The sequence below is a fragment of the Mycolicibacillus koreensis genome (genome assembly GCF_002104795.1).
GTDB lineage: Bacteria > Actinomycetota > Actinomycetes > Mycobacteriales > Mycobacteriaceae > Mycobacterium > Mycobacterium koreense.
Genome location: NZ_NCXO01000034.1, coordinates 26,159 through 48,238 on the forward strand (window position 1 = coordinate 26,159; position 22,080 = coordinate 48,238).

Consider the following 22,080-nt stretch of genomic DNA (forward strand, 5'->3'; position numbering starts at 1 on the left):
GCGGTCGGCGGGGGTTTTGACCGTTCGACGATCAGGCGGGAACAGCCGGGGCCACGGTGTCCAAAAACGCCCGGAACGACAGCAGCTCCGGGTTGAGCGTGCGGACGCGACCGAGATCCCGGTCGCCGACGAAACGGTCGGCGTTCTGCGCGTAGTACTGGAACATGTTGCCCATCTCCACCGCACCGGGAAAGCCCTGCGCCCGGAAGGCGTCGGGGCTCAACGGACGGTAGCGGACCGGTTCACCGAGCACGTCGGCCAACGCCGCCGCGTACTGGTCGCCGGTGAGGTGTTCACCGGCGATGCTCACCGTGGCACCGATGAGCTCCGGGCCGCGCTTGAAGATGCCCAGCGCGGTCTTGCCGATGTCCTCCACAGCGATACCCGAGAGCGGCTTGTCGTCCAGCGGCAGGGTCAGCAGCAGCGCGCCGTTCTCGTCGCGGGCCAATCCCGTCCCGGCGGCGATGTTGTCGAAGAAGAACGCGGTCCGCAGGAAGGTCGTCGGCACCCCGTGCCGGCGGAAAGCGTCGTCGGCTTCGGCCTTGGCGTCGAAGTGGGGCACTTTGTATCGCCCGTCGACGGTCGGCACGCGATCGTCGTCGCCGAAGAACTCGCGGGTGTCCTCCAGCGTCGACCAGACCACGTGGGCGACACCCGCCGCACGGGCGGCCCGCGCCGCAGTCTCCGCCTGGGCGAGTTCCCGCTCGGCGCGGTTCTGCTGCGCCTCGCGTTCCGCGGTGATCGGCGCCCAGTAGTTGGTCATGACGAAGACGCCGTGGGCGCCGTCGAAGGCGCGGCGCACGCTGTCCTCGTCATCGAGGTCGGCCGGCACGACGGTGGCCCCGGACCGGGCGAGTTCCTGTGCTGCGGGCGAGTCGACGGTGCGGGTCATCGCCCGCAGGGCGAAGGTCCGCTCGGGGTCGGCGAGGATCGCGCGCGCCAGCCCACCGCCCTGCGACCCGGTGGCTCCGACGACGGTGATCAGCTTCTGATGGGTCATCACGGCTCCTCCAAATTGAGTTGATGTATCAACCTGATACTGCAACGCTATGCCATACTGAGTTGACGTGTCAACCGTAAGGATGGTGGCCATGCCGGACCGCAAACGACTCAGCGTCGAGCAGCAACAAGCGTGGCGCAGCTTCATCGAGACCGAACACCGCCTCGAGCGCCACCTGTCTCAACACCTGCAGCGCGAGTTCGGGCTGTCGGCGGCGGACTTCGAGGTTCTGGTCAACCTCTCCGAGGCCCCCGGGGACCGGATGCGGATGTTCGCGTTGGGTGAGGCCACCCAGTGGGAGAAAAGCCGGCTCTCCCATCACCTGAGCAGGATGGAGCGCCGGGGCCTGGTCCGCCGGGACTCCGGCGACCGGCGCTATCCGGACATTGTCTTGACCGACACCGGCCGGGCCGCGATCACCGCCGCCGCGCCGGCCAACGCGGAGCGGGTCCGCACCCTGTTCGTCGAGGCCCTCGGACCGGAGCGGCTGGCACTGATTCGCGACGCCTGCGACGACGTGGCCGCCGCCTTGGCCCGCCATCAGGACGGCGACTGCACGCTTTCGACACCCGAGTGACACCCGAGCGACTCCGCGGGCTCCGCAGCGGGGCCGTCGCCTTAGTATCTAGCGAGCAGCTACGCCCGATCCGCGCCCCGCATCCGCCCCACCCGCAACCACCGCAAGGACGCCGTTTTGTCTCAGCCGTCAGCCAGCCCCTCGGCCGAAGACCGGCTCCGCCGCGAAGACGCCGGCTACCACAAGGGGCTGCGTCCCCGGCAGTTGCAGATGATCGCCATCGGCGGGGCGATCGGCACCGGGCTGTTCCTCGGCGCCGGCGGGCGCCTGGCCTCGGCGGGCCCGAGCCTGTTTCTGATCTACGGCATCTGCGGTGTCTTCGTGTTCTTGATCCTGCGCGCGCTCGGCGAACTGGTGCTGCACCGGCCGTCGTCGGGATCGTTCGTGTCCTACGCCCGGGAGTTCTTCGGCGAGAAGGTCGCCTTCGTCGCCGGCTGGATGTACTTCGTGAACTGGGCGATGACCGGCATCGTCGACATCACCGCGATCGCCACCTACTTCCACTACTGGCGGCTTTTCCATGTGGTGCCCCAGTGGCTGCTGGCGTTGCTCGCGCTGGTGGCGGTGGTCGGGATGAACCTGATCTCGGTGAAGCTCTTCGGTGAACTGGAGTTCTGGGCGGCACTGATCAAGGTCATCGCCCTGCTGACGTTCCTGGTTGTGGGCACCGTGTTCTTGGCCGGCCGCTACGAGGTCGACGGCCATGAGACCGGGTTGAGTCTGTGGCACGCCAACGGGGGACTGTTCCCCACCGGACTGTTGCCGCTGGTGCTGGTCACCTCCGGGGTGGTGTTCGCCTACGCGGCGGTGGAGTTGGTGGGCACCGCGGCCGGGGAGACCGCCGAACCGGAGAAGGTCATGCCCCGGGCGATCAACTCGGTGATCGCCCGAATCGCGATCTTCTACGTCGGATCGGTGTCACTGCTGGCGCTTCTGCTGCCCTACACCGCCTACCGTCCGCACGAGAGCCCGTTCGTCACGTTCTTCGCCAAAGTGGGTTTCGACGGTGCCGGCGGCCTGATGAACCTGGTGGTTCTCACCGCCGCACTGTCGAGCCTGAACGCCGGGCTGTACTCCACCGGCCGGATCCTGCGTTCGATGGCGGTCAACGGCAGCGGGCCCCGTTTCACTGCGGTGATGTCGAAAAACGGTGTGCCCTACGGGGGGATCCTGCTCACCGCCGGGATCGGCCTGTTCGGGGTGGGGTTGAACGCGGTGGTTCCCGAGCACGCCTTTGAGATCGTGCTCAACATCGCCGCCCTCGGGGTGATCGCGGCGTGGACGACGATCGTGGCCTGCCAGATCAAGTTCCACCAACTAACGAAAACCGGTGTACTGCAACGACCGTCGTTCCGAATGCCCTTTGCCCCCTACAGTGGGTATGTGACGCTGGTGTTTTTGATCGGGGTCGTGGTGCTGATGATGTTCGACCCCGAATACGGCGTCTGGATCCGTACCGCAGCGCTCGTCGGCATCCCCGCGATGACGGGGGGCTGGTTTTTGGTGCGCAAGCGGGTGATGATCGCAGCCAACGAACCACTGCCCGCGCCACTGGAATCGGAGCATTGCGAATGACCGGCCCTACTCGCAACCGGTATGCCTCCCGCCCACCCCTGTACGGGATGCTGCTGGTTTTCGCCGCGCTCGCGATGGTGGCGATCACCAAATACGCCCACCTCGGATGGTGGTCGCTGATCGGTTACGCCGCGGCGGCGGTGGTCGCAGTCGCCGGGTTCACCCTGGCGTTTCGTGATTTCTCCTGACCTCACCGACACTGCGGTGCCCTATGCTGTGCCGGGCAACGGGAGCGGAGGTCGACGGCACGTGAACACGAGCAGACTGTTCGCCCTGCTCGGCGTTGCGCTGATCGCCGGGTGCACCAACACCATCGAGGGCCGCCCGGTGGCCGGGCCCGGCGCCGGACCGCCGGAGCCGACCTTTCCCTCCACCGCGCGTCCCTCCACCACACGCCCGCCGGCGCACTCCCCCACACCGGGCACCCCGGCACCGCCGTCCTCCACCACTCCTAGCGCACCGGGGCCGAGCGGGCCGGGCACGCCACCGGGGTCCACCGAGCTTCCCGCCGACGACTCCGGACTGGTGTTCATCGCGACGAAATCGGGCAAGACCCGCTGCCAGATCTCGACCGACAGCGTCAGTTGCGAGGCGGCGTTCACCGACTCCCCGATGCGCGACGGCGAGCACGCCAACGGGGTACGCGTCACCTCCGGCGGCGACGTGGAGTGGGTGCTGGGCAACCTGGGGGCCATCCCGACGGTCACCCTCGACTACCGCCGCTACGTCGCGCAGGGCTGGACCATCGACGCCCGCTTCGAAGGCACCCGGTTCACCAATATCAGCACCGCCCACGGGATGTTCGTCAGCATCGAGCGCGTCGACACCTTTTGAGTGCCCGCCCGCTCGGTACCGCATAGTGTGACGCGCATGGACTTCCGGGTATTCGTCGAGCCGCAGCAAGGCGCCAGCTACACCGACCAACTGGCGGTGGCCCAGACCGCCGAGCAAGTCGGGTTCTCCGGTTTCTTCCGGTCCGACCACTACGTGGCGATGGCCGGTGACGGACTGCCCGGGCCGACCGACTCGTGGGTCACGCTGGGGGCGTTGGCCCGCGAGACCACCGCGATCCGGCTCGGCACCCTGGTGACCTCTTCGACGTTCCGCCACCCCGGCCCGCTGGCGGTCACGGTGGCCCAGGTCGACGCGATGAGCGGCGGCCGGGTGGACTTCGGTATCGGCGCCGGGTGGTTCGAGGCCGAGCACCGCGCCTACGCCATCCCCTTCCCGCCGCTCGCGGAGCGCTTCGCCCGGCTCACCGAGCAGCTGGAGGTGATCATCGGCCTGTGGACCGCCCCCGACGGGGACCTGTTCGACTACGCCGGCACCCACTACGCCTTGTCGGAATCCCCGGCGCTGCCCAAACCCGCGCAGCGCCCCCACCCGCCGATCATCATCGGCGGGCTCGGCGCCCGGCGCACCCCGATGCTGGCCGCCACCTTCGCCGCCGAGTTCAACGTGCCGTTCGCCTCGATCGAAACGATCGAGACACAGTTCGGCCGGGTGGCCGACGCGGTGGCCTCCGTCGGGCGCAGTCCCGACTCGATGGTGTATTCGGCGGCGTTCGTCGTCTGCGCCGGCCGCAACGACGCCGAGGTGGCCCGCCGCGCCGACGCGATCGGGCGCGACCTCGATGAGCTGCGCTCCAACACGCCGCTGATCGGCACCCCCGCCCAGATCGTCGACCAGCTCGGCGCGGCCGTCGAGATCGGGGTGCAGCGCATCTATCTGCAGGTTCTCGACATGTCCGACCTCGACCACCTCGACCTGTTCGCCACCCAGGTGATGCGCCAGTTCTGAGTGGGCGGCGCGTCGCCGACCGGCCGGGGCACGACGGCTCCTACTATCGGGGGTCGTGGGGCGCCATGGAACACCGCACGATGCGGGTGACGAACCGACCGAGTACATCCACTACGGCGAGACCGACACCGCGGAATCGCCTGCGCCGTGGTACCTCAAACCGGCCGCGCTGGTCATCTGGGGTCTGCTGGTCGCGCTGCTGATCGGGATCATCGTCTACGGGGTGATCGTGCTGGTCACCGGCCGCTCCGGGGTGTCGGGCCCGACCACCCCCACCACCACGACCAGCGCACCGGCGATCGTGCCGGTTCCACCGCCGCCGGTCACGACCACCGAGACCACCGAGACCACCACACCGACGACGACCACGACGACGACCGGGACCACGGCACCGACCACGACCGAGACCACCACACCGGAAGCCTCGACCTCGACGACCGCTACGACCTCGCCGACCTCGCCGTCCGAGGGGACCGCTACGACCTCGCCGACCGAGGGGACCGAGCCGCCCGAGAGTCCCGCGGAGGAACCCGGCACCGAGTCCACCGAATCCCCGACCGGACCGCCGCCGGGCCCCGCCCAGGAACCCGCCGCGGCGCCGGGCGGGTAAGAACGTCCCCGGGTTCTCAGCATCGACCGGTAAAATCTGTCGCCGTGTCCCGCTATGACGAGCCGACCGCGTACATCAACACCGGTATCGACGCCGATCAACCCGTTCCGTGGTACCGCAAGCGCGGCCCTCTGATGGCCTGGCTGGTGCTGGTACTGGTCCTGCTCGGCCTGATCGTGTGGGGTCTGGTGGTGTTGTTCAGCTCCCAGCCCGACACCGACATGCCGGCCACCCCGACGTCGTCGACCACCTCCTCGTCGACCACCACAACCACCACGGCGACCACCACGACGACCACCACGTCGTCGTCGGAGGCCTCGGAGTCCCCCGGGACCCAGGCACCCGAAGAGGAGCCGGGGTCCACCGCCGAGTCCCCCGCGTCGTCGGCGACCGAGACCAGCAAGGAGCATCACCGGCCGCATCTGCCGGAGACGATCACGATCCCGTCGAATCCCTACCTGCCGACCGAGATCACCGTTCCGTCACTGCCGTAACCACGCCCGCGCGGGCGGCCCGGGGATCGCGCGCCCACCGGTTATCGTTGAGGCGCACCACCCGCCAGCCAACCAGTCGAGACACGAGGTACGCGCACAATGAGCGACTCGCTGGGTTTGTCGATCGGCATGACCAACCTGGCCGCCGCCCGTAGCGGCCGCCCCCCGGTGATCCGGCGGTGTGTGTTGACGCTGTTCGACCGCCGCCCACCCGAAGTCGGGATCCCCGGCGAAAACCCGAACCTGGCCACCGACCCCGGCGACCCCGGGGTCGTGCTTCGTGGGTTCGTCGAGCGGATCGGCGACCCGGTGCCGCTGGTGGCCGCCGACGGCGCGGCCTACAGCGGGGAGGGGCTGACCGCCGAGGCGCTCGACGCGATCGCCGCCAGCGTCGACCACGGAGCACCGGTGACCGTGGCGATCCCCGCCCACTGGGATCCGGGGGCGTTCTCGTCGCTGTCGGCGGCGCTGGCCGCCAAGCAGCGGCTCTCCCCCGACGGGGCGACTCCGCCGCTGGTGCCGGATTCGATCGCCGCGCTGACCGCGCTGCGCACCGAACCGGGTATGCCCAGCGAGGGCATCGTGTTGCTCTGCGACTTCGGTGGCAGCGGCACCAGCATCACCGTCGCCGATGCCGCCAGGAACCTGACCCCGGTCGGCCAGACGTTCCGCTACACCGATTTCGCCGGCGACCTGGTCGACAACGCGGTGCTCAACCACGTGCTCAGCCTGGTGCCCGACGCCGGCGACACCGCCGCGGTCACCTCGATGGCCCGGCTGCGCGAACAGTGCCGGGTCGCCAAGGAACAGCTGTCGCGGGCCACCGCCACCACCATCACCACCCCGATGGCACCGGCGGCCCCGGTTCCGCTGAGCCGCGCGGAGTTGACCGCGCTCATCGACGGCCCGCTGGCCGGGTTCATCGAGGCGGTCGCCACCACGGTGCAGCAGAGCGGCATCCCGCCCCAGCGGCTGGCGGCCATCGCCGCGGTCGGCGGCGGCGCGCAGCTGCCCGGCATCGCCGACCAGCTCTCCCAGCGGCTGCGGGTTCCGGTCATCACCCCGGCCCAGCCGGCGTTGAGCGCCGCCGCCGGCGCCCGCATCCTCGCCGACCAGGGCGGAACGGCCGCTGCGCCGGCGGCCACCACCAGCCCCGACGCCCCGACCGGTCTGTGGACCGAGCCACCGGCGGCCACCGGGGCGGCCGCGGCATTCGGCGCGGCCGGAGCCACCGCGATGGCACCGGCGGCCAGCGAGTTCACCGGCGGCACCGAGGCGACCTCCGCGGCCACCTCGTATGTGCCCGGCCCGCCGTCGGAGTCGGTCGGCCCCGAGCTGGCCTGGTCCCAAGACGCCGTCGGCCCCAGCGAACCCACCCCGTACACCGGCGACGACTACCGCTTCGACGCCTCCGGTTACACCGAGAGCCCGCCGCCACCGCCACCGCCCCCGGCCGACCCCGGCTACGCCCCGGCACCGGGGTTGCCGTGGTATCGCCGTCCACCGGTGTTGTTCGGCGGCGCGGTCGTGCTCGCGGTGCTCGCCGGCGGCGGTCTGCTCTACAGCCTGGTCAGCTCCGACAGCGGATCTACCGATCCCAAACCCGGGGTCAGCACCCCGGTGGAGCCGCCCGCCCCGGTCACGGTGACGGTGACCGGTGACGACGGGCTGCCGACCGTCTCGACGATCCCGCCGCCACCGCCGAGCGAGGAACCCGCCCCGACGGAGTCGACGTCGAGCGAAACCCCCACGACGACGACCACCGAGCAGACCACCACCAGCGAGCAGACGACCACGACCGCGCCGACCACCACGACCACCGACGCGCCGACGACCACCGAGCGCACCACCTCGGCGCAGCCGACGACGACGAAGGCGCCGACCACCAGTGCGGAGCCTCCGGCGACCAGCGAGGCACCGCCCGACAGCGGCGGCGACGAATCCGGCGGACAGTCCTAACGGCTCATGAACGGCGCATGCCGTCACCGGCTGCCGGTGCCGGATCCGGCCCCCGACACGCGGGGCGCCGCGGGTGAAAACCGGAGTTAGGGCAACCTGCGTCAGCGACGCGTAGCACAATGATGTCACTATTGAGCTGGCACAAAACTAATGTTACTGACCGGTAACTACGGCTAAGTTACTCTCGAGTAACTTATCTTGTGGGAAGGACTCCCCGTGGAGAACACGCAGATGCTGATCAGGCTGGTGGTGGGCCTGGGCGGAACGGCGGTGGTGGGCTTCTTCGCCGCCTCCCGGATCCTGTGGCTGTACCGGCTGGTCATGTCCGGCCAGAAAACCGGCGACGAGCGGACCACCGAGGTCGCCACCCGGGTGTGGACCCAGATCCGCGAGGTCGCCGGGCAGTCCAAGCTGCTGAAGTGGTCGATCCCCGGCCTGGCGCACTTCTTCACCATGTGGGCGTTCTTCGTGCTGCTCACCGTGTACATCGAGGCCTACGGGCTGCTGTTCAGTGAGAATTTCGCGATCCCGATCATCGGGCATTGGGACGCACTGGGCTTTTTGCAGGACTTCTTCATCACCGCGGTGACGATCTCGATCGTCGTGTTCATGATCATCCGCACCATCCGCAACCCCCGCGAGATGGGGCGGTCGTCGCGGTTCTACGGCTCGCACAACGGCGGCGCGTGGCTGATCCTGATCATGATCGGCCTGGTGGTGCTGACCTTCCTGCCCCTGCGCGGCGCGGCGGTCCACAACGACACGCTGCCCTACGGCAACGGGGCGTTCCTGTCGCAGCTGATGGGCAAGCTAATGTCGGGGCTGAGTGACACCGCCTACGAGTGGATCGAGACCGGCTCGCTGCTGGCCCACATCGCGGTGATGCTGGCGTTCCTCCTGATCGTGCTGCACTCGAAGCACCTGCACATCTTCCTGGCGCCGATCAACGTCACGTTCAAGCGTCTGCCCGACGGTCTGGGGCCGCTGCTGCCGATCGAGGTCGACGGCAAGCCGGTCGACTTCGAGGACCCGCCGGAGGACGCGTCGTTCGGCCGCGGCACCATCGAGGACTTCACCTGGAAGGGCATGCTCGACTTCGCCACCTGCACCGAGTGTGGCCGCTGCCAGTCCCAGTGCCCGGCGTGGAACACCGGCAAGCCGTTGAGCCCGAAGCTGCTGATCATGGACCTGCGCGACCACTGGATGGCCAAGGCCCCCTACCTGCTCGGCGACAAGGAGATGCCCACCGGGGACGTCGACCTGTCCGGCGCGCAACCGGTGCCGGGTCACCACGTGCCGGAGAAGGGCTTCGAGCGCATCGGCGGGCAGGGCCCCGAGCAGGCCACCCGACCGCTGGTCGGCACCGAGGAGCAGGGCGGGGTCATCGACCCCGACGTGCTGTGGAGCTGCACCAACTGCGGGGCGTGCGTCGAACAGTGCCCGGTGGACATCGAGCACGTCGACCACATCCTCGACATGCGCCGCTACCAGGTGCTGATGGAGTCGGAGTTCCCCTCCGAGCTCGGGGTGCTGTTCAAGAACCTGGAGACCAAGGGCAACCCGTGGGGCCAGAACGCCAGTGAACGCACCAGCTGGATCGACGAACTCGACTTCGACATCCCGGTCTACGGCCAGGACGTGGAGAGCTTCGAGGGCTTCGAGTACCTGTTCTGGGTCGGCTGCGCCGGGGCGTATGAGGACCGCGCCAAGAAGACCACCAAGGCCGTCGCCGAACTCCTCGCCGCGGCCGGGGTGAAGTTCCTGGTGCTGGGCACCGGAGAGACCTGCACCGGGGACCCGGCGCGGCGCTCCGGCAACGAGTTCCTGTTCCAGCAGCTCGCCCAGCAGAACGTCGAGACCCTCAACGAGCTGTTCGAGGGTGTCGAGACGGTGGACCGCAAGATCATCGCGAGCTGCCCGCACTGCTTCAACACGATCGGCCGCGAGTACCCGCAGCTGGGCACCAACTACACAGTGCTGCACCACAGCCAGGTGCTCAACCGGTTGGTGCGCGACAAGAAGCTGACCCCGGTCAAGCCGATCAACCAGAAGATCACCTACCACGACCCGTGCTTTTTGGGCCGGCACAACAAGGTCTACGACCCGCCGCGTGAGGTGGTCACCTCCTCCGGCGCGGATCTGATCGAGATGCCCCGCTCACGTGACCGGGCGCTGTGCTGCGGCGCCGGTGGTGCGCGGATGTGGATGGAAGAGCACATCGGTAAGCGCGTCAACCACGAGCGGGTCGACGAGGCGCTGGCCACCGGCGCCGAGACCATCGCGACCGCCTGCCCGTTCTGCCGGGTGATGATCAGCGACGGTGTCGACGACCGGCAGGAGCTCGCCGGGCGTGAAGGGGTGCAGATCCGCGACATCGCCCAGCTGCTGCTGGGGTCGCTGGACAAGGAGAAGCTGACGCTGCCGCCGAAGGGCGCGGCCGCCGAGGCCGCCGCCAAGGCGGCACCGAAAGCGCCCGCTCCGGCCGCCACCGCGACCGCCACGATGGAGAAGCCGACCGCCGAGACCGCCCCGGCGGAGGCCAAGCCCGCCGAGGAGTCCAAGGCGGCCGCGCCGGTCAAGGGCCTGGGCATCGCCGGTGGCGCCAAGCGCCCGGGGGCCAAGAAGGCCGCACCGGCCAAGGCGGCGGAGTCCGCACCGGCGGAATCCGGTGAGACCGCCAAGGCCGCGCCGGTCAAGGGCCTCGGGATCGCCGGGGGCGCCAAGCGCCCGGGGGCGAAGAAGACCGCGGCCAAACCCGCGGAGAAGGCCGAGAAGGCACCGGAGGCGCCCAAGGCCGACGACGGCGGCGCCGCGACGACCCCCGAGGCCGCCAAGGACGCCGACAAGGCCCCTGGCAAGGCCCCGGACAAGGCCCCGGACAAGGCAGAAGAGAAGCCCCAGCCGCCGGTGAAGGGGTTGGGCATCGCCCGCGGAGCGAAACCGCCGGGCAAACGCTGAGACGCCAGTGGGGGCCGTGATTGCCGAGCATTCACGGCCCCCACTGCTCTCCGGGCAAATTTTCACTGGACAACCGTGGGACGATAGTGGACGTGACAACGCACCAGTGGCCTGGCCAGACCGGGCTCCCGCAGCGACAACGCGTGTTCGCGCAGTCGAGCAAGCTGCAGGATGTCCTCTACGAAATCCGTGGTCCGGTGCATGACCACGCCGCCCGCCTGGAGGCCGAGGGCCACCGCATCCTCAAGCTCAACATCGGCAACCCGGCGCCGTTCGGGTTCGAGGCGCCGGACGTGATCATGCGCGACATGATCCAGGCCCTGCCGTACTCGCAGGGCTACTCCGACTCCCAGGGCATCCTGTCGGCACGGCGGGCCGTGGTCACCCGCTACGAACTGGTCGACGGCTTCCCGCCGTTGGACGTCGACGACGTCTACCTGGGCAACGGGGTCTCCGAACTCATCACGATGACCCTGCAGGCGCTGCTGGACAACGGCGATCAGGTGTTGATCCCCGCCCCGGACTACCCGCTGTGGACCGCGTCGACGTCACTGGCCGGGGGCACCCCGGTGCACTATCTCTGCGACGAGACGCAGGGCTGGCAGCCCGACATCGCCGACCTGGAGTCGCGGATCACCGAACGCACCAAGGCGCTGGTGATCATCAACCCCAACAACCCGACCGGCGCGGTGTACTCACGCGAGATCCTCACCCAGATGGTGGCATTGGCGCGCAAACACCAACTGCTGCTGCTCGCCGACGAGATCTACGACAAGATCCTCTACGACGACGCCGAGCACATCAACGTCGCCGCTCTCGCCCCGGACATGCTGTGCTTGACGTTCAACGGGCTGTCGAAGGCGTATCGGGTGGCCGGGTACCGAGCAGGGTGGCTGACGATCACCGGCCCCAAGGAGCACGCCGCCAGCTTCATCGAGGGTATCCATCTGCTGGCCAACATGCGGCTGTGCCCGAATGTGCCGGCCCAGCACGCCATCCAGGTGGCCCTCGGCGGCTACCAGAGCATCGACGACCTGGTGCTGCCCGGCGGGCGACTGCTGGAGCAGCGCGACACCGCGTGGTCCGCACTGAACAAGATCCCGGGGGTGTCCTGCGTGAAACCCGCCGGGGCGCTGTACGCGTTTCCCCGGCTGGACCCCGAAGTCCACGACATCGCCGACGACGAGCAACTGGTGCTCGACCTGTTGATGTCGGAGAAGATCCTGGTCACCCAGGGCACCGGGTTCAACTGGCCGGCACCGGATCACCTGCGGATCGTGACGCTGCCGTGGAGCCGCGACCTCAACCGCGCGATCGAGCGGCTCGGCAACTTCCTGGCCAGCTACCGCCAGTAGCCCGCCAGGGCATTCGGCAGGCGGGCGGGTAGTGCCCGCCGGCTCGCCACCGGTCGACCTTGTGCGTATTACCTTGTGCGTATTGGCTTGTGCGCTTTGGTACGCCTTTCGCGGCGTGTCCCGGACGAAACCACACAAGGTCGGGGTCGGCGGGGCTGGGCTGGCTGGCGGCCGGGCGGCGGGCTGGATTACTGGCCCGTCGGCACCCAGTTGCCGTGGAAGCCCGCCGGCACCCGGTGCGGCAACTGCACCGACGCCACCGTGTCGAGGGTCTGCGCGTCGAGGACCGCCAGCTCGCTGCGGTCGGACTCGGCGTCGTAGACGAACCCCATCAACACCCCGTCGTCCTCGGGGGCGTCCGGCGCCGAGGGGTGAAACACGAACTCTCCCAGCTGCTTGGCGGCGCCGAAGGACCGTTTCGCTGTGGTGTCGCCGATCAGGTCGTGTTTGATCAGCAACCCCTCCGGTTCACCGTCACCGACGGCGACGGCGTAGCCGAACCGGTGCCGGCGGCCGACGCGACGCTCGTCGACCCGGGGGAACTCTTGCGCCCGGTCATCGATGCGCGACTCCCGCAGTTTGCCGTCGGCGAGGTCGATCGTCCACCGCTCCAGGGTGGGCGGCCCCTCGGCGGGTCCCTGCAGGTTGGTGTCGAACATCTTGGGGTGGCGCACCACGTCGAGCACGATGGTGTCGCCGTCGTCGTGGGCGTTCATCGGATGGAACACGTAGCAGGGTTCGACGTCGAACCAGCGGACATCGGTGTTGTCCCCGGTGCGCGGCATCACCCCGACCCGCGCCGGATACGCCGGGTTCCACCGGTACGGCAGGCCGAGGGCCTGCGGACCGGGCATCGGCAACCGGGCGGTGATCGGGTCGGGGATTCGCACCCGCCCGATCAGCGCCGACATCACCAGCCGGGCCGGCCAGCGCAGCGCCCGCGGCACCGTCGCCTCGACGACCTGCTGGGCGTTGAAGGTGACCGGCAGGTCATAGAAGACGACATAGTTTTCGGTGAGCGAGAAATCGTGCATCATCGGCGCACCGGTGACCTCGATGTCCACCGTGCGCCGCGCCCGCCCGTCGGTGCCGATCACCGAGTACTGCACGGTGTTGCCGCGGTTGAACGCATACGACACCGCATGCAACTCCCCGGTGTCCGGGTCGCGCTTGGGGTGGGCGGTGTAGCCGCCGGCGAGCGTCCCGTCGAAGTCGCACGGCCCGACGGTCTCCAACTCGTCGGTGAGCTCGTAGCAGGAGATGCCGCCCTCGATCAGGGCCAGGGTGCGCCCGGCATGCCCGATGACGTTGGTGTTCGCACCGACCCCCGACGGACCGACGTGGCGACCCCGCGGCGCCGGCTCCCCGAGGGCCGAGGTGGCCAGGGGCCCGCGCACATACCGGTTGCGATACCACTCGGCCTTGCCGTCGCGCAGGCGCACACCGTGCACCATGCCGTCACCCATGAACCAGTGATAGAAGGCCGGATCGACCTCGCCGATCGGGTTGGGCCCATTGCGCAGGTAACGCCCGTCGAGATAGTCGGGGATGGCGCCGGTGACCGGCAGATCGGTGAGCGTGTGCTCCTCGGCGATCGGGGCGAAGCCGCCCTCCAGATAAGGGTTGTTCATGATCGATCCCTCCGTTGCATAACGTTGTTATGTTTCAGGTATAACACCGTTATGGCAGGATGGCAAGGGTGAGTTCGCCCCGCACTTCGCCTCGTTCCCCCTCCGCCGGCGCCGACACCCGTGCGCGGCTCATCGACGCCGGGATGGACCTGCTACAGCGCGAGGGCCCCGAGGCCCTGCAGGCGCGCAAGCTCTCCGCGGAGATCGGCGCCTCGACGATGGCGGTCTACACCCATTTCGGTGGCATGACCGGTTTGCTCGACGCCCTGGTGGCCGAGTCGTTCCGACAGTTCGGTGCCGCCCTGGCCGCTGCGCCGACGACCGAGGATCCGGTCGCGGATTTCTTCGTGATGGGCTACGCCTACCGACAGTTCGCGCTGCGCAGTCCGCAGCGCTACCGGTTGATGTTCGGACTGGCCGCGCCCCAGCTCTCCACCGCCGTGACCACCGACACCCCGGTCGCCGCCGCGACCTTCGAGCAGTTGGTCACCGCCGTGAGCCGGCTGCTGGAGACCGGACAGCTACGCGCCGACGACCCGGTCGACGTGGCGGGTCGGGTGTGGAGCCTGGTGCACGGGATCGTGCTGCTGGAGATCGTGGGCGCCTTCGCCCAGCACACCGCGGCGGCAACCGATTACGCGCTCACCCACATCCTGGGCCCGATGACCGTCGATCTACTGGTCGGCATGGGAGCCGACCGCAACCGTCTGCAACACTCCCTGGACGGCGCCCGCGCCCGGCTCGTACCCGGTTGAGACCACTGTTGGCGTTCGTCCCGTTCTCATTCTAAGGCGACACCGGGGGCTTGCGGCAAGACCCCCGTTATGCGGCACACTGCGGTGGTCATTGACACGAACGGGGGGAACGATCATGGCGAAAGCGCCGAAACCTTTTGTGGCCCATGAATCCGGGGCACTGCTGCACGGCACCAAGGCCGACCTGAGGGTCGGTGAGTTGTTGGTTGCGGGCCACCGGTCGAACTTCGAGGAAGGGCGGATCTCGAACCATGTGTACGTGACCCGCACACTCGATGCGGCGACGTGGGCGGCGGAGATGGCACTCGGCGCCGGGCGCGGACGCATCTACATCGTCGAGCCTCAGGGCATTCTGGAAGATGACCCCAACGTGACCGACGCGAAGTACCCGGGAAATCCGACATTGTCCTATCGCACCCGCCAGCCCGTGGAGGTGATCGGTGAGATCACCGACTGGGTCGGGCATTCCGTCGACCAACTCGACGGCATGCGCGCAGTCTTGGCGGAGCTGCGGCGGCGCGGCGAGGCCGTCATCGACGATTGAGCTCGAATCGTCGGGCTGGCAACTTCAGCGCATCGCCCCGAAGTCCGGGCCCTGCTCGAGCAGGTCCAGAAGGTAACTGCCGTAACCGGATTTCAGCAGGGTGTGGGCGCGGGCGGCGAGCTGCTCGTCGTCGATGAAGCCCTGTCGCCACGCCACCTCCTCGGGCACACTGATTTTCAGTCCCTGCCGCCGTTCGAGGGTGCGCACGTAGTCGCTGGCGTCGAGCAGGGAGTCGAAGGTTCCGGTGTCCAGCCATGCGGTGCCGCGTGCCAGCACCTCGACGGCCAGCCGGCCCTGGTCGAGGTAGGTCTGGTTGATCTCGGTGATCTCGTACTCGCCGCGCGGCGACGGTCGCAACCCACGGGCGATCTCGATGACATCGTTGTCGTAGAAGTACAGTCCAGGCACCGCGTAGTGGGATTTGGGGACCCGTGGCTTCTCCTCGATCGAGACCGGTTGATGGTCGGCATCGAACTCCACCACGCCGTACGCGGAGGGATTGGCGACCCGGTAGGCGAAAATCGCTCCCCCCGAGACGCTTTGGAACCGACTCAGGCTTGTTCCCAATTCGGGACCGTAGAAAATGTTGTCGCCCAGAACCAGTGCCACCGAACCCGTGCCGATGTGGTCGGCGCCGATGACGAAAGCCTGTGCCAGACCGTCGGGTTCGTCCTGGACCGCGTAGCTGAGATTGATACCGAACGCGGAGCCGTCGCCGAGGAGCCGTTGGAAACCGGGAGCGTCATGGCCGGTGGTGATCACCTGGATGTCGCGCAGACCCGCCATGATCAACGTGGACAGCGGATAGTAGATCAGCGGTTTGTCATACACCGGCAGTAGCTGCTTGCTGACGCCGTTGGTGATGGGGTACAGGCGAGTGCCCGAACCGCCGGCCAGGATGATCCCGCGCATGTGGTGTGAGCCTAGGGGATCAGTCGGTGCGGTCAGCCTCGGTGAGGCCGGTCGCTTCCAACGCCGATGCGAGGTCGGGGTGGCGGAACACCGAGGTGACCTGGTCATCGACCACTTGGAAGGCTGCGGCCTGCACCGGCGCATCGGGGTCGTCGGGGATCAGTTCGGTGACCACCACCCCGTCGTGGATGTACATCCGCCCCAGTTGGGTGATGATCTCCACCGACTTCGCCCATTCCCGCAGGGCGCGATGCCCCTGCCCGGCAGCGTGCGGTTGGGCCACCTCGATGCCTTCGCTGGACAACGACTCCAGCGTGGTCAGCTCCTGGGCGGCCAGCGCGTCGTGCCAGGCCAGAACGGTGGCCATTTCCGATGTCGTCATGTCCTGCAAACTACCCTGTGGCGCCCTCAGAATGGTGTGCGGTCCAGCCACTGCTGCCACACCGCGGCGTCACCGAACATCTCGATGCCGCTGTCAGCGACCGGGATGCGCCGCAGTGTCACCAGCAGCAGGTCGGTGGCGCTGCCGCGCAGTGCCACGCTGCCCTTGCCGTGTTCATGCGACCAGCTCAGCCCGTCGGGTCCGCCGCGGATCGTCCACTCCCCCGCCGAACCGAGGTCGGCGTCGGTGACGTGCAGATGCACGCTCTGACCGTCGTCAAGCGGGGCGGGGCCCTTCGCACGGCCGGCCAGGCCGGCCGCCAATTCCAGCCATTCGGTGACGGCGTCGGCGCTCAACTCCGGTGCAACATCGTCGATCCCGGGCTTCCCGGTCACCGCCAGGGCGGCGTCGGCGCGGTGCACGATCACTTCGTGCAGGCGCCGGCGGATCCACCACCGGGCGGGCCGCGGGCCCACAAACGTCCACACCGGGGTGTCGGGTCCGGTCGCCGCTACCGCGTCGATGAGTTTCTGCGCCCCATCGTGGAGCCAGTCGATCGCTGCGTCCGGGTCAGAGGGCGGCTTGCCGCCGGCGACCGAGCGGGGATCGACCGGGGTGTCAGCGGGGTCGGCGACGATCGCGGCCGCCCACAGGTTGCCCCGCCCGACGTGGCGGAACAGTTGGGTCAGTGTCCACTCCGGGCAGGTGGGCACCGGGGCATCGGGGTCACCGCCGCGGACGACCTCGCCGAAGGCCCGGTTCTGGTCCACAAAAGCCGCAGTGAAATCCACACCGGTCAGGCTAGTGGATTCAGGCCGCCGACTTCAGGCAGTTGCGTGGGCCGGGGCCGCGGTCACAGCCCCGGGATCCCGGGAATGTCCCACTTGCCGCCGCCGCGACCGTGGCCGTGGCCATGACCGCCACCGCCACCGCCGATGATCGGGATCTTGGGTGGACGCCAACCGTCGTCGTCGTGGTCGTGGCCGCCGCCGCGCCGCGGGCCGTCGTGGTCGCGACCGCCGCGGTTGCGGGGCGGTCCGCCGATGTCCGGCAGGCCCGGGATCGGCAGCGGCACGATCACCGGCGGCGGCGGTGGCGGTGGCGGTGCTGCCGGTGGCGGCGGGGCCGGCGCGGGATTGGCGGGCGCAGGTGCCTGCACCACCGGTGCCTGCGGCACGTGGGTCTGTGGTGCGGGAATGTTCTCCGGCGCCGGAGCCGGTGCCTGCGGCGCCGGGGCCTCCGGTGGTGGTGGTGCCGGAGCTTTCGGCGGCGGAGGCTGCTGCGGTTTCGGTGGCGCCGCCTTCTCACTGGGCACCACCCGCGCACCGGGATGGGTGTCCGGCGAGCGCGGCGTGTCGAGGCCGACCACCACCGAGATCACCAGTGCGGTGATCGCCACGGCAACGACGGCCCCGGCGCCGCCGACCAACAGCCGCAGTCGCCCGCGCGGATCCTCCTCGATGGCGCGGAAGTCGAGCATCGCCGAGTCGATGCGTTCGGATTCTCCGGAGCCCACGTCGGCGGCCGCGGCGGTGTCGACGTGTTCGGGATCCTTGCCTTCGACCGCGCCGGGCACGGCGCTGTAGGCCAGCGCCGGGTTATCGCTGTTTCCGTCGTAGTCGACCGTGCTGGGCAGCGCGGCCAACCAGGCCCGCATCGCCCCGGAGTCCAGCGAGCCGGTGCCGAAGTCCTGAGCCCAGGCCATCGCCCGTGTCGACGACGCGAACAGGGGGGCGTGCGCGCTGGCCAGAGCGGCTCCGCGGCCCAGCGCCAGCGCCGGCTCGCCGGGAACGTTGACCGGCAGGCTGGTGGCCGACTCCAATCGGGATTTGACCGCCGGGGTCATCACACCCGCACCGACGACGAACACCCCGGCGGGCGGGTCGGGCACCTCGGCGACGCTGGCGACCAGGTTCGCCAACTCCTCGGCGAGGTCCTCCTCGGAGTCCTCATGGACCAGTCGGTGGCGTCGCACATCGGCGATGGCGCCATCGGAGGACTCGACCGTCGCCAACGTGGCGGTTCCGGATTGCACGAACAGCAGGGCGGTGCGGGCGTGGCCGGTCTCGCTGCCGACGCTCTGGGTCAGCGCGACCGCCGCCAGGAACGCCGAGACGACCATGACGTCGTCGACCTGGTGGCGGGCCAACGCGTCGCGCAGCAGATCGGCCTCGATCGGATCGTTGAACGACACCCCGATCGATGTCAGCCGGTGGCCGGCGTTCACCGCTCCCACGCGGGCGCCGTCGATCGCCTCGACCACCCACTCGGCCACCGATTCACCGGCGGCGACGTCGAACTCGTCACGATCGACGGTCACCCCGTCGGCGGTTTCCCCCTCGATCACGACCATTCGCACGGCCGGTGTCGATGCAGTGGCCAGTGACACCCCTAAAGCGATGTCCACGACCCCTCCCTAACGTCGGCAACGAGCTCGATGATGTTTTCCGCGCAATGGACCGGTCGCGCGCTACCGCGGCGCCCACGGCGTCTGAAGGCCACCCGGCTCTGAATACAGCACCGCAACCGATAAACCGACCCTACGCGGCATCCGTAGCCGAAACTATGTAGGTCGGCAAAGCACCGTTGTGAACTGGCCAAACAGCGGATGTGATTTTTCCGGCGCGGCGTGGCGCGCTGGGAGGAATCTCACGTCCGACGCGGCGGGCGGACCGTCCGCGGTCGTGCCCGTCAGGTGGCGAAGTTCTGGTAGGAGCGCGACGGAGTGGGGCCGCGCTGGCCCTGATATTTCGAGCCGACCCGGCTGCTGCCGTAGGGATGCTCGGCCGGGCTGGTGAGCCGCAGCAGGCACAGCTGGCCGATCTTCATCCCGGGCCACAGCGTGATCGGCAGGTTGGCGACGTTGGAGAGCTCCAAGGTGATGTGCCCGCTGAACCCGGGGTCGATGAACCCCGCGGTGGAGTGGGTCAACAGGCCCAGACGCCCCAGGGAGGATTTGCCCTCGAGGCGCCCGGCGAGGTCGTCGGGCAGGGTGAACAACTCCAGGGTGGCACCGAGGACGAACTCTCCCGGGTGCAGGACGAACGGCTCCCCCTCGACGGTCTCGACCAGGCTGGTCAGATCGTCTTGCTGGCGGGCGGGGTCGATGTGGGTGTAGCGGGTGTTGTTGAACACCCGGAACAGGCTGTCGAGGCGCACGTCGATGCTGGAGGGCTGCACCAAGGTGTCGTCGAACGGGTCGATGCCCAACCGTCCGGCAGCGATTTCGGCGCGCAGATCACGATCGGAGAGCAGCACCCGATGAGCGTAGCCGCTGGCCTTCTCGGGACCTCTTGGGACCAGCGGCAGCGGAGTAACCACCGCGGCACGCGGCGTCGACCAGGGATTTTCTACGGTGATGACCTGCGGTGGGAGCGCAATCTCGGCGGATGCTAGCCTTCGAGGGCACCAGCGCCGATGTAGTTCAATGGTAGAACATCAGCTTCCCAAGCTGAATACGCGGGTTCGATTCCCGTCATCGGCTCCATTGTTTACCTGCGGATTTGGCCCGGTAAGCCCGCCCGGTCGCTGGGATGGCGACCCGCCAGGGCCGACCTGGCCGCCTGACGCGGCAGTGCCGACTGAGATCGACGTCCATATGGACACGCCGCCCCTCATTTCGGGGGGCGTGTCCGCTCCGGTGTCGATTTCAGTCAGTGCCGGGAGTATGGGCACAGCTAGCTCACCTCCCCGGACACGCACATCTGGCTGAACCGCTAACGTCGCTGCCCCGATTGGCTCCTCAGGCCTCGCAAGCAATGCCGGCGCCGTCCCGGTCGAGTTTGTCCCGGTAGCCTGGGTGATCGCGGGTCATGTTCGCGGCACCGTCGGCACGTGCCTCGGCGCAGTTCTTATACAGCGGATCCGCCAGCGTGCCAATCTCCGCACAAACCCGCAACCGCTACACGCTAGCCTTCAGCGGTGACCACTCCCACCGACGTCCCCGATGCCTGGCGGTCCCGGTTCGAGTTCTTCGACGCCTACGGGCTGCAGACCACGACCCTGGCGGCCCGCGAAGCCTACAAAGCCCTACCGATCACCCGCCGGCTGCGGATCAGCAGCAACTTCTTGGCGTTTCTGTTCGGACCGATCTACTTCTTCGTCAAGGGCATGTGGCGCAAGGGGTTGGCCCTGCTAGGCATCACCGTGGCGGTCGGGGTGGCAGGTACGGCGCTGGACCTGCCCGACTCGATGGCCACCGGGATCGGGACGGCGTTGGGGGTGTTGGCGATGATGACCGCTAATTACGCCTATTACCTGCACGTCCGCGCCGACAGCCGATCCTGGAATCCGTTCGAGGGCTGGAGCCGCCAAAGCTGAACCGGTGCTCCGGGACCCGCGCCCCGGCGCACGGGCGGTCAGCGGAAGTAGACCTCGCCGCCGGTCGGGTAGCCCCCGCCGGTGGTCGTGATGTGCACGTGGTCGAAGTGCCCGTAGCCCGAGCTCTGCGGCCCCTCCGGGGTGTAGTAGATCCCCCGCCAGATCACGTCTTGGAGCCCGAACCGCTCGGCGTTCTGCAGCGCGTAGGCGGCGACCTCATTGCCCAGTTCGATGCCCTCGGCGCTGCTGGGGTTGGGGATCATGACGTCGAGGGCCAACCCGTTGGGGTGCCACCGCAGCGCGTCGGCGCGCACTCCGCCGATCTCGTGGATCTCGGGGAACACCACGCTGATGTTGCGCGCGACCAGGATCGTTTTGACCTGCAGGCCGGCCTCGGAAGCGATGCTGGGGCCCAACTGCTGCGGGATCGCGGCTTGGTCGACCACCCGCCACCGGGAGGCCACCTGCTCAGGCCGGGCGATCGGTCCGGACTGGCCGACGAAGGACGCCGCGGTCGGAGCCGACGGGTCCGCGGAGATCACCTGCGGACAGCACAGCGAGTCCTCAACCGGTGCCGCGGCCTCGGCGGTGGTCATCGGCTGCGCGTTGCCGCCGACGGTGAAGCAGGCAGCGGTCGCTGCACTGACCGCCACCACCGACACGAACGACCTCAGCCGTCCGCTGGCTAATGCTTGCCGAGCCACGGACACACCATACGAGCATTTGGGCAAATAGTCACAATTTCATAAACAATCCGTGTCGCTGTCGACGTCGCTGGTCGACGGTGTCCGGGGCCGCTGGCCGGGACCGCGATCCCGGCACCCGGCCCGCGGCCGGTCAGGGCACGCCGAAACCGCCGCCGGAGTTGCCGGGCAGACCGGGGCTGCCCGGCTCCCCGGGGTTGAGGAACGGGTTCCGTGGGGCGTTCTGCCCCTCGGGCACCTGCACCGGGATCGGCACCGGCACGAACGGCACCGTGAGCCACTCGGTGGTCATCGGCGTGGTCGCCGGGGTCGTCGTGGTCGGCGCGTGGGTAGTCGTCGTCGGTGCCGGTGTGGTCGTGGTGGTGGTCGGCGCTTCGGTGGTCGTGGTGGTCGTCGTGGTGGTGGTCGGCGCTTCAGTGGTCGTCGTGGTCGTCGGCGCCTCGGTGGTGGTCACCGGCGCCTCGGTCGTCGGCGGCGGGGGCGGCGGGGCCTCGGAGTGCGCCG

The 22,080-nt window shown here is 68.8% G+C and carries 24 protein-coding genes and 1 tRNA gene; 15 read left to right on the forward strand and 10 right to left on the reverse strand.

What is annotated here, in order from left to right; all coding sequences use genetic code 11:
• Nucleotides 1-31: 31 nt before the first annotated feature.
• Entirely contained in the window at nt 32-1,000 is a 969-nt protein-coding gene (locus B8W67_RS14545; protein ID WP_085304693.1) for an NmrA/HSCARG family protein, read from the reverse strand.
• A gap of 67 nt (nt 1,001-1,067) precedes the next feature.
• Here B8W67_RS14545 and B8W67_RS14550 point away from each other — a divergent pair, with 67 nt between their 5' ends.
• The 10 genes from B8W67_RS14550 (at nt 1,068) to B8W67_RS14595 (ending at nt 12,328) form a co-directional block, all read left to right on the forward strand.
• The gene (locus B8W67_RS14550; protein ID WP_234806766.1) at nt 1,068-1,577 is read left to right on the forward strand and encodes a MarR family winged helix-turn-helix transcriptional regulator; all 510 of its coding nucleotides are present in this window, start codon (nt 1,068-1,070) and stop codon (nt 1,575-1,577) included.
• 117 nt (nt 1,578-1,694) lie between these two features.
• Nucleotides 1,695-3,152, forward strand: a complete 1,458-nt coding sequence (locus B8W67_RS14555; protein WP_069390679.1) for an amino acid permease — start codon at nt 1,695-1,697, stop codon at nt 3,150-3,152.
• A complete protein-coding gene (locus B8W67_RS14560; protein ID WP_085304695.1) occupies nt 3,149-3,340 on the forward strand; it encodes a hypothetical protein in 192 nt (63 codons plus the stop codon). Before B8W67_RS14555 ends, B8W67_RS14560 begins: the two co-directional genes overlap by 4 nt.
• 61 nt (nt 3,341-3,401) lie before the next feature.
• Nucleotides 3,402-3,986, forward strand: a complete 585-nt coding sequence (locus B8W67_RS14565; protein ID WP_174254744.1) for a hypothetical protein — start codon at nt 3,402-3,404, stop codon at nt 3,984-3,986.
• 36 nt (nt 3,987-4,022) lie between these two features.
• A complete protein-coding gene (locus B8W67_RS14570) occupies nt 4,023-4,952 on the forward strand; it encodes an LLM class F420-dependent oxidoreductase (protein WP_085304697.1) in 930 nt (309 codons plus the stop codon).
• Between the two features lie 55 nt (nt 4,953-5,007).
• Entirely contained in the window at nt 5,008-5,562 is a 555-nt protein-coding gene (locus B8W67_RS14575; RefSeq protein WP_197747559.1) for an oligopeptide transporter substrate-binding protein, read from the forward strand.
• A gap of 44 nt (nt 5,563-5,606) precedes the next feature.
• Nucleotides 5,607-6,056, forward strand: a complete 450-nt coding sequence (locus B8W67_RS14580) for a hypothetical protein (RefSeq protein ID WP_069390683.1) — start codon at nt 5,607-5,609, stop codon at nt 6,054-6,056.
• Between the two features lie 99 nt (nt 6,057-6,155).
• Nucleotides 6,156-8,015, forward strand: coding sequence for an Hsp70 family protein (locus B8W67_RS14585; RefSeq protein WP_109561795.1), 1,860 nt, complete (start codon nt 6,156-6,158; stop codon nt 8,013-8,015).
• Nucleotides 8,016-8,246: 231 nt separating this feature from the next.
• The gene (locus B8W67_RS14590; protein ID WP_085304721.1) at nt 8,247-10,973 is read left to right on the forward strand and encodes a heterodisulfide reductase-related iron-sulfur binding cluster; all 2,727 of its coding nucleotides are present in this window, start codon (nt 8,247-8,249) and stop codon (nt 10,971-10,973) included.
• A gap of 65 nt (nt 10,974-11,038) precedes the next feature.
• A complete protein-coding gene (locus B8W67_RS14595; protein ID WP_085304723.1) occupies nt 11,039-12,328 on the forward strand; it encodes a pyridoxal phosphate-dependent aminotransferase in 1,290 nt (429 codons plus the stop codon).
• 188 nt (nt 12,329-12,516) lie between these two features.
• Here B8W67_RS14595 and B8W67_RS14600 read toward each other — a convergent pair whose 3' ends face one another.
• A complete protein-coding gene (locus B8W67_RS14600) occupies nt 12,517-13,959 on the reverse strand; it encodes a carotenoid oxygenase family protein (RefSeq protein WP_085304698.1) in 1,443 nt (480 codons plus the stop codon).
• A gap of 68 nt (nt 13,960-14,027) precedes the next feature.
• Here B8W67_RS14600 and B8W67_RS14605 point away from each other — a divergent pair, with 68 nt between their 5' ends.
• Together B8W67_RS14605 and arr are read left to right on the forward strand one after the other, a co-directional pair.
• Nucleotides 14,028-14,714, forward strand: coding sequence for a TetR/AcrR family transcriptional regulator (locus B8W67_RS14605; protein ID WP_234806767.1), 687 nt, complete (start codon nt 14,028-14,030; stop codon nt 14,712-14,714).
• A 115-nt stretch (nt 14,715-14,829) separates the two neighbouring features.
• A complete protein-coding gene (gene arr / locus B8W67_RS14610; RefSeq protein WP_085304702.1) occupies nt 14,830-15,258 on the forward strand; it encodes an NAD(+)--rifampin ADP-ribosyltransferase in 429 nt (142 codons plus the stop codon).
• Nucleotides 15,259-15,282: 24 nt separating this feature from the next.
• Here the strand turns inward: arr and rfbA are convergent, their stop codons facing one another.
• The 5 genes from rfbA to dcd all read right to left on the reverse strand — a co-directional run bounded on the left by rfbA (nt 15,283) and on the right by dcd (nt 19,810).
• A complete protein-coding gene (rfbA, locus tag B8W67_RS14615) occupies nt 15,283-16,170 on the reverse strand; it encodes a glucose-1-phosphate thymidylyltransferase RfbA (RefSeq protein WP_085304704.1) in 888 nt (295 codons plus the stop codon).
• Between the two features lie 19 nt (nt 16,171-16,189).
• Nucleotides 16,190-16,552, reverse strand: coding sequence for a hypothetical protein (locus B8W67_RS14620; RefSeq protein WP_069390689.1), 363 nt, complete (start codon nt 16,550-16,552; stop codon nt 16,190-16,192).
• Nucleotides 16,553-16,578: 26 nt separating this feature from the next.
• Nucleotides 16,579-17,343: a maleylpyruvate isomerase N-terminal domain-containing protein gene (locus B8W67_RS14625; protein ID WP_069390690.1), complete on the reverse strand. Its 765-nt coding sequence runs from the start codon at nt 17,341-17,343 to the stop codon at nt 16,579-16,581.
• A 62-nt stretch (nt 17,344-17,405) separates the two neighbouring features.
• Complete coding sequence (locus B8W67_RS14630) at nt 17,406-18,959, reverse strand: DUF7159 family protein (RefSeq protein WP_234806768.1); 1,554 nt, start codon at nt 18,957-18,959, stop codon at nt 17,406-17,408.
• Between the two features lie 284 nt (nt 18,960-19,243).
• Nucleotides 19,244-19,810 (reverse strand): dCTP deaminase, encoded by a 567-nt coding sequence (dcd, locus tag B8W67_RS14635; protein WP_069390691.1) that lies wholly within the window; start codon nt 19,808-19,810, stop codon nt 19,244-19,246.
• Between the two features lie 155 nt (nt 19,811-19,965).
• Between dcd and B8W67_RS14640 the strand changes: the two genes are divergently transcribed.
• Nucleotides 19,966-20,039: transfer RNA gene (locus tag B8W67_RS14640), tRNA-Gly, on the forward strand.
• 255 nt (nt 20,040-20,294) lie between these two features.
• On the opposite strand, the gene B8W67_RS21560 is transcribed toward B8W67_RS14640, so the two are convergent.
• A complete protein-coding gene (locus tag B8W67_RS21560; RefSeq protein WP_109561796.1) occupies nt 20,295-20,450 on the reverse strand; it encodes an excalibur calcium-binding domain-containing protein in 156 nt (51 codons plus the stop codon).
• A gap of 23 nt (nt 20,451-20,473) precedes the next feature.
• Here B8W67_RS21560 and B8W67_RS14650 point away from each other — a divergent pair, with 23 nt between their 5' ends.
• Nucleotides 20,474-20,872 carry a DUF2628 domain-containing protein gene (locus tag B8W67_RS14650; protein ID WP_085304706.1) on the forward strand — a complete coding sequence of 133 codons (399 nt, stop codon included), beginning with the start codon at nt 20,474-20,476 and terminating at the stop codon, nt 20,870-20,872.
• Between the two features lie 38 nt (nt 20,873-20,910).
• On the opposite strand, the gene B8W67_RS14655 is transcribed toward B8W67_RS14650, so the two are convergent.
• Nucleotides 20,911-21,576 carry a VldE C-terminal domain-containing protein gene (locus tag B8W67_RS14655; RefSeq protein ID WP_085304708.1) on the reverse strand — a complete coding sequence of 222 codons (666 nt, stop codon included), beginning with the start codon at nt 21,574-21,576 and terminating at the stop codon, nt 20,911-20,913.
• Between the two features lie 133 nt (nt 21,577-21,709).
• Nucleotides 21,710-21,838: a hypothetical protein gene (locus B8W67_RS21565; RefSeq protein ID WP_272937729.1), complete on the reverse strand. Its 129-nt coding sequence runs from the start codon at nt 21,836-21,838 to the stop codon at nt 21,710-21,712.
• Nucleotides 21,839-21,848: 10 nt separating this feature from the next.
• On the opposite strand from B8W67_RS21565, the gene B8W67_RS21570 reads away from it, so the two are divergent.
• Nucleotides 21,849-22,080, forward strand: a 232-nt coding sequence (locus tag B8W67_RS21570; protein WP_272937730.1) for a hypothetical protein, incomplete at its 3' end; no start/stop codon positions are given.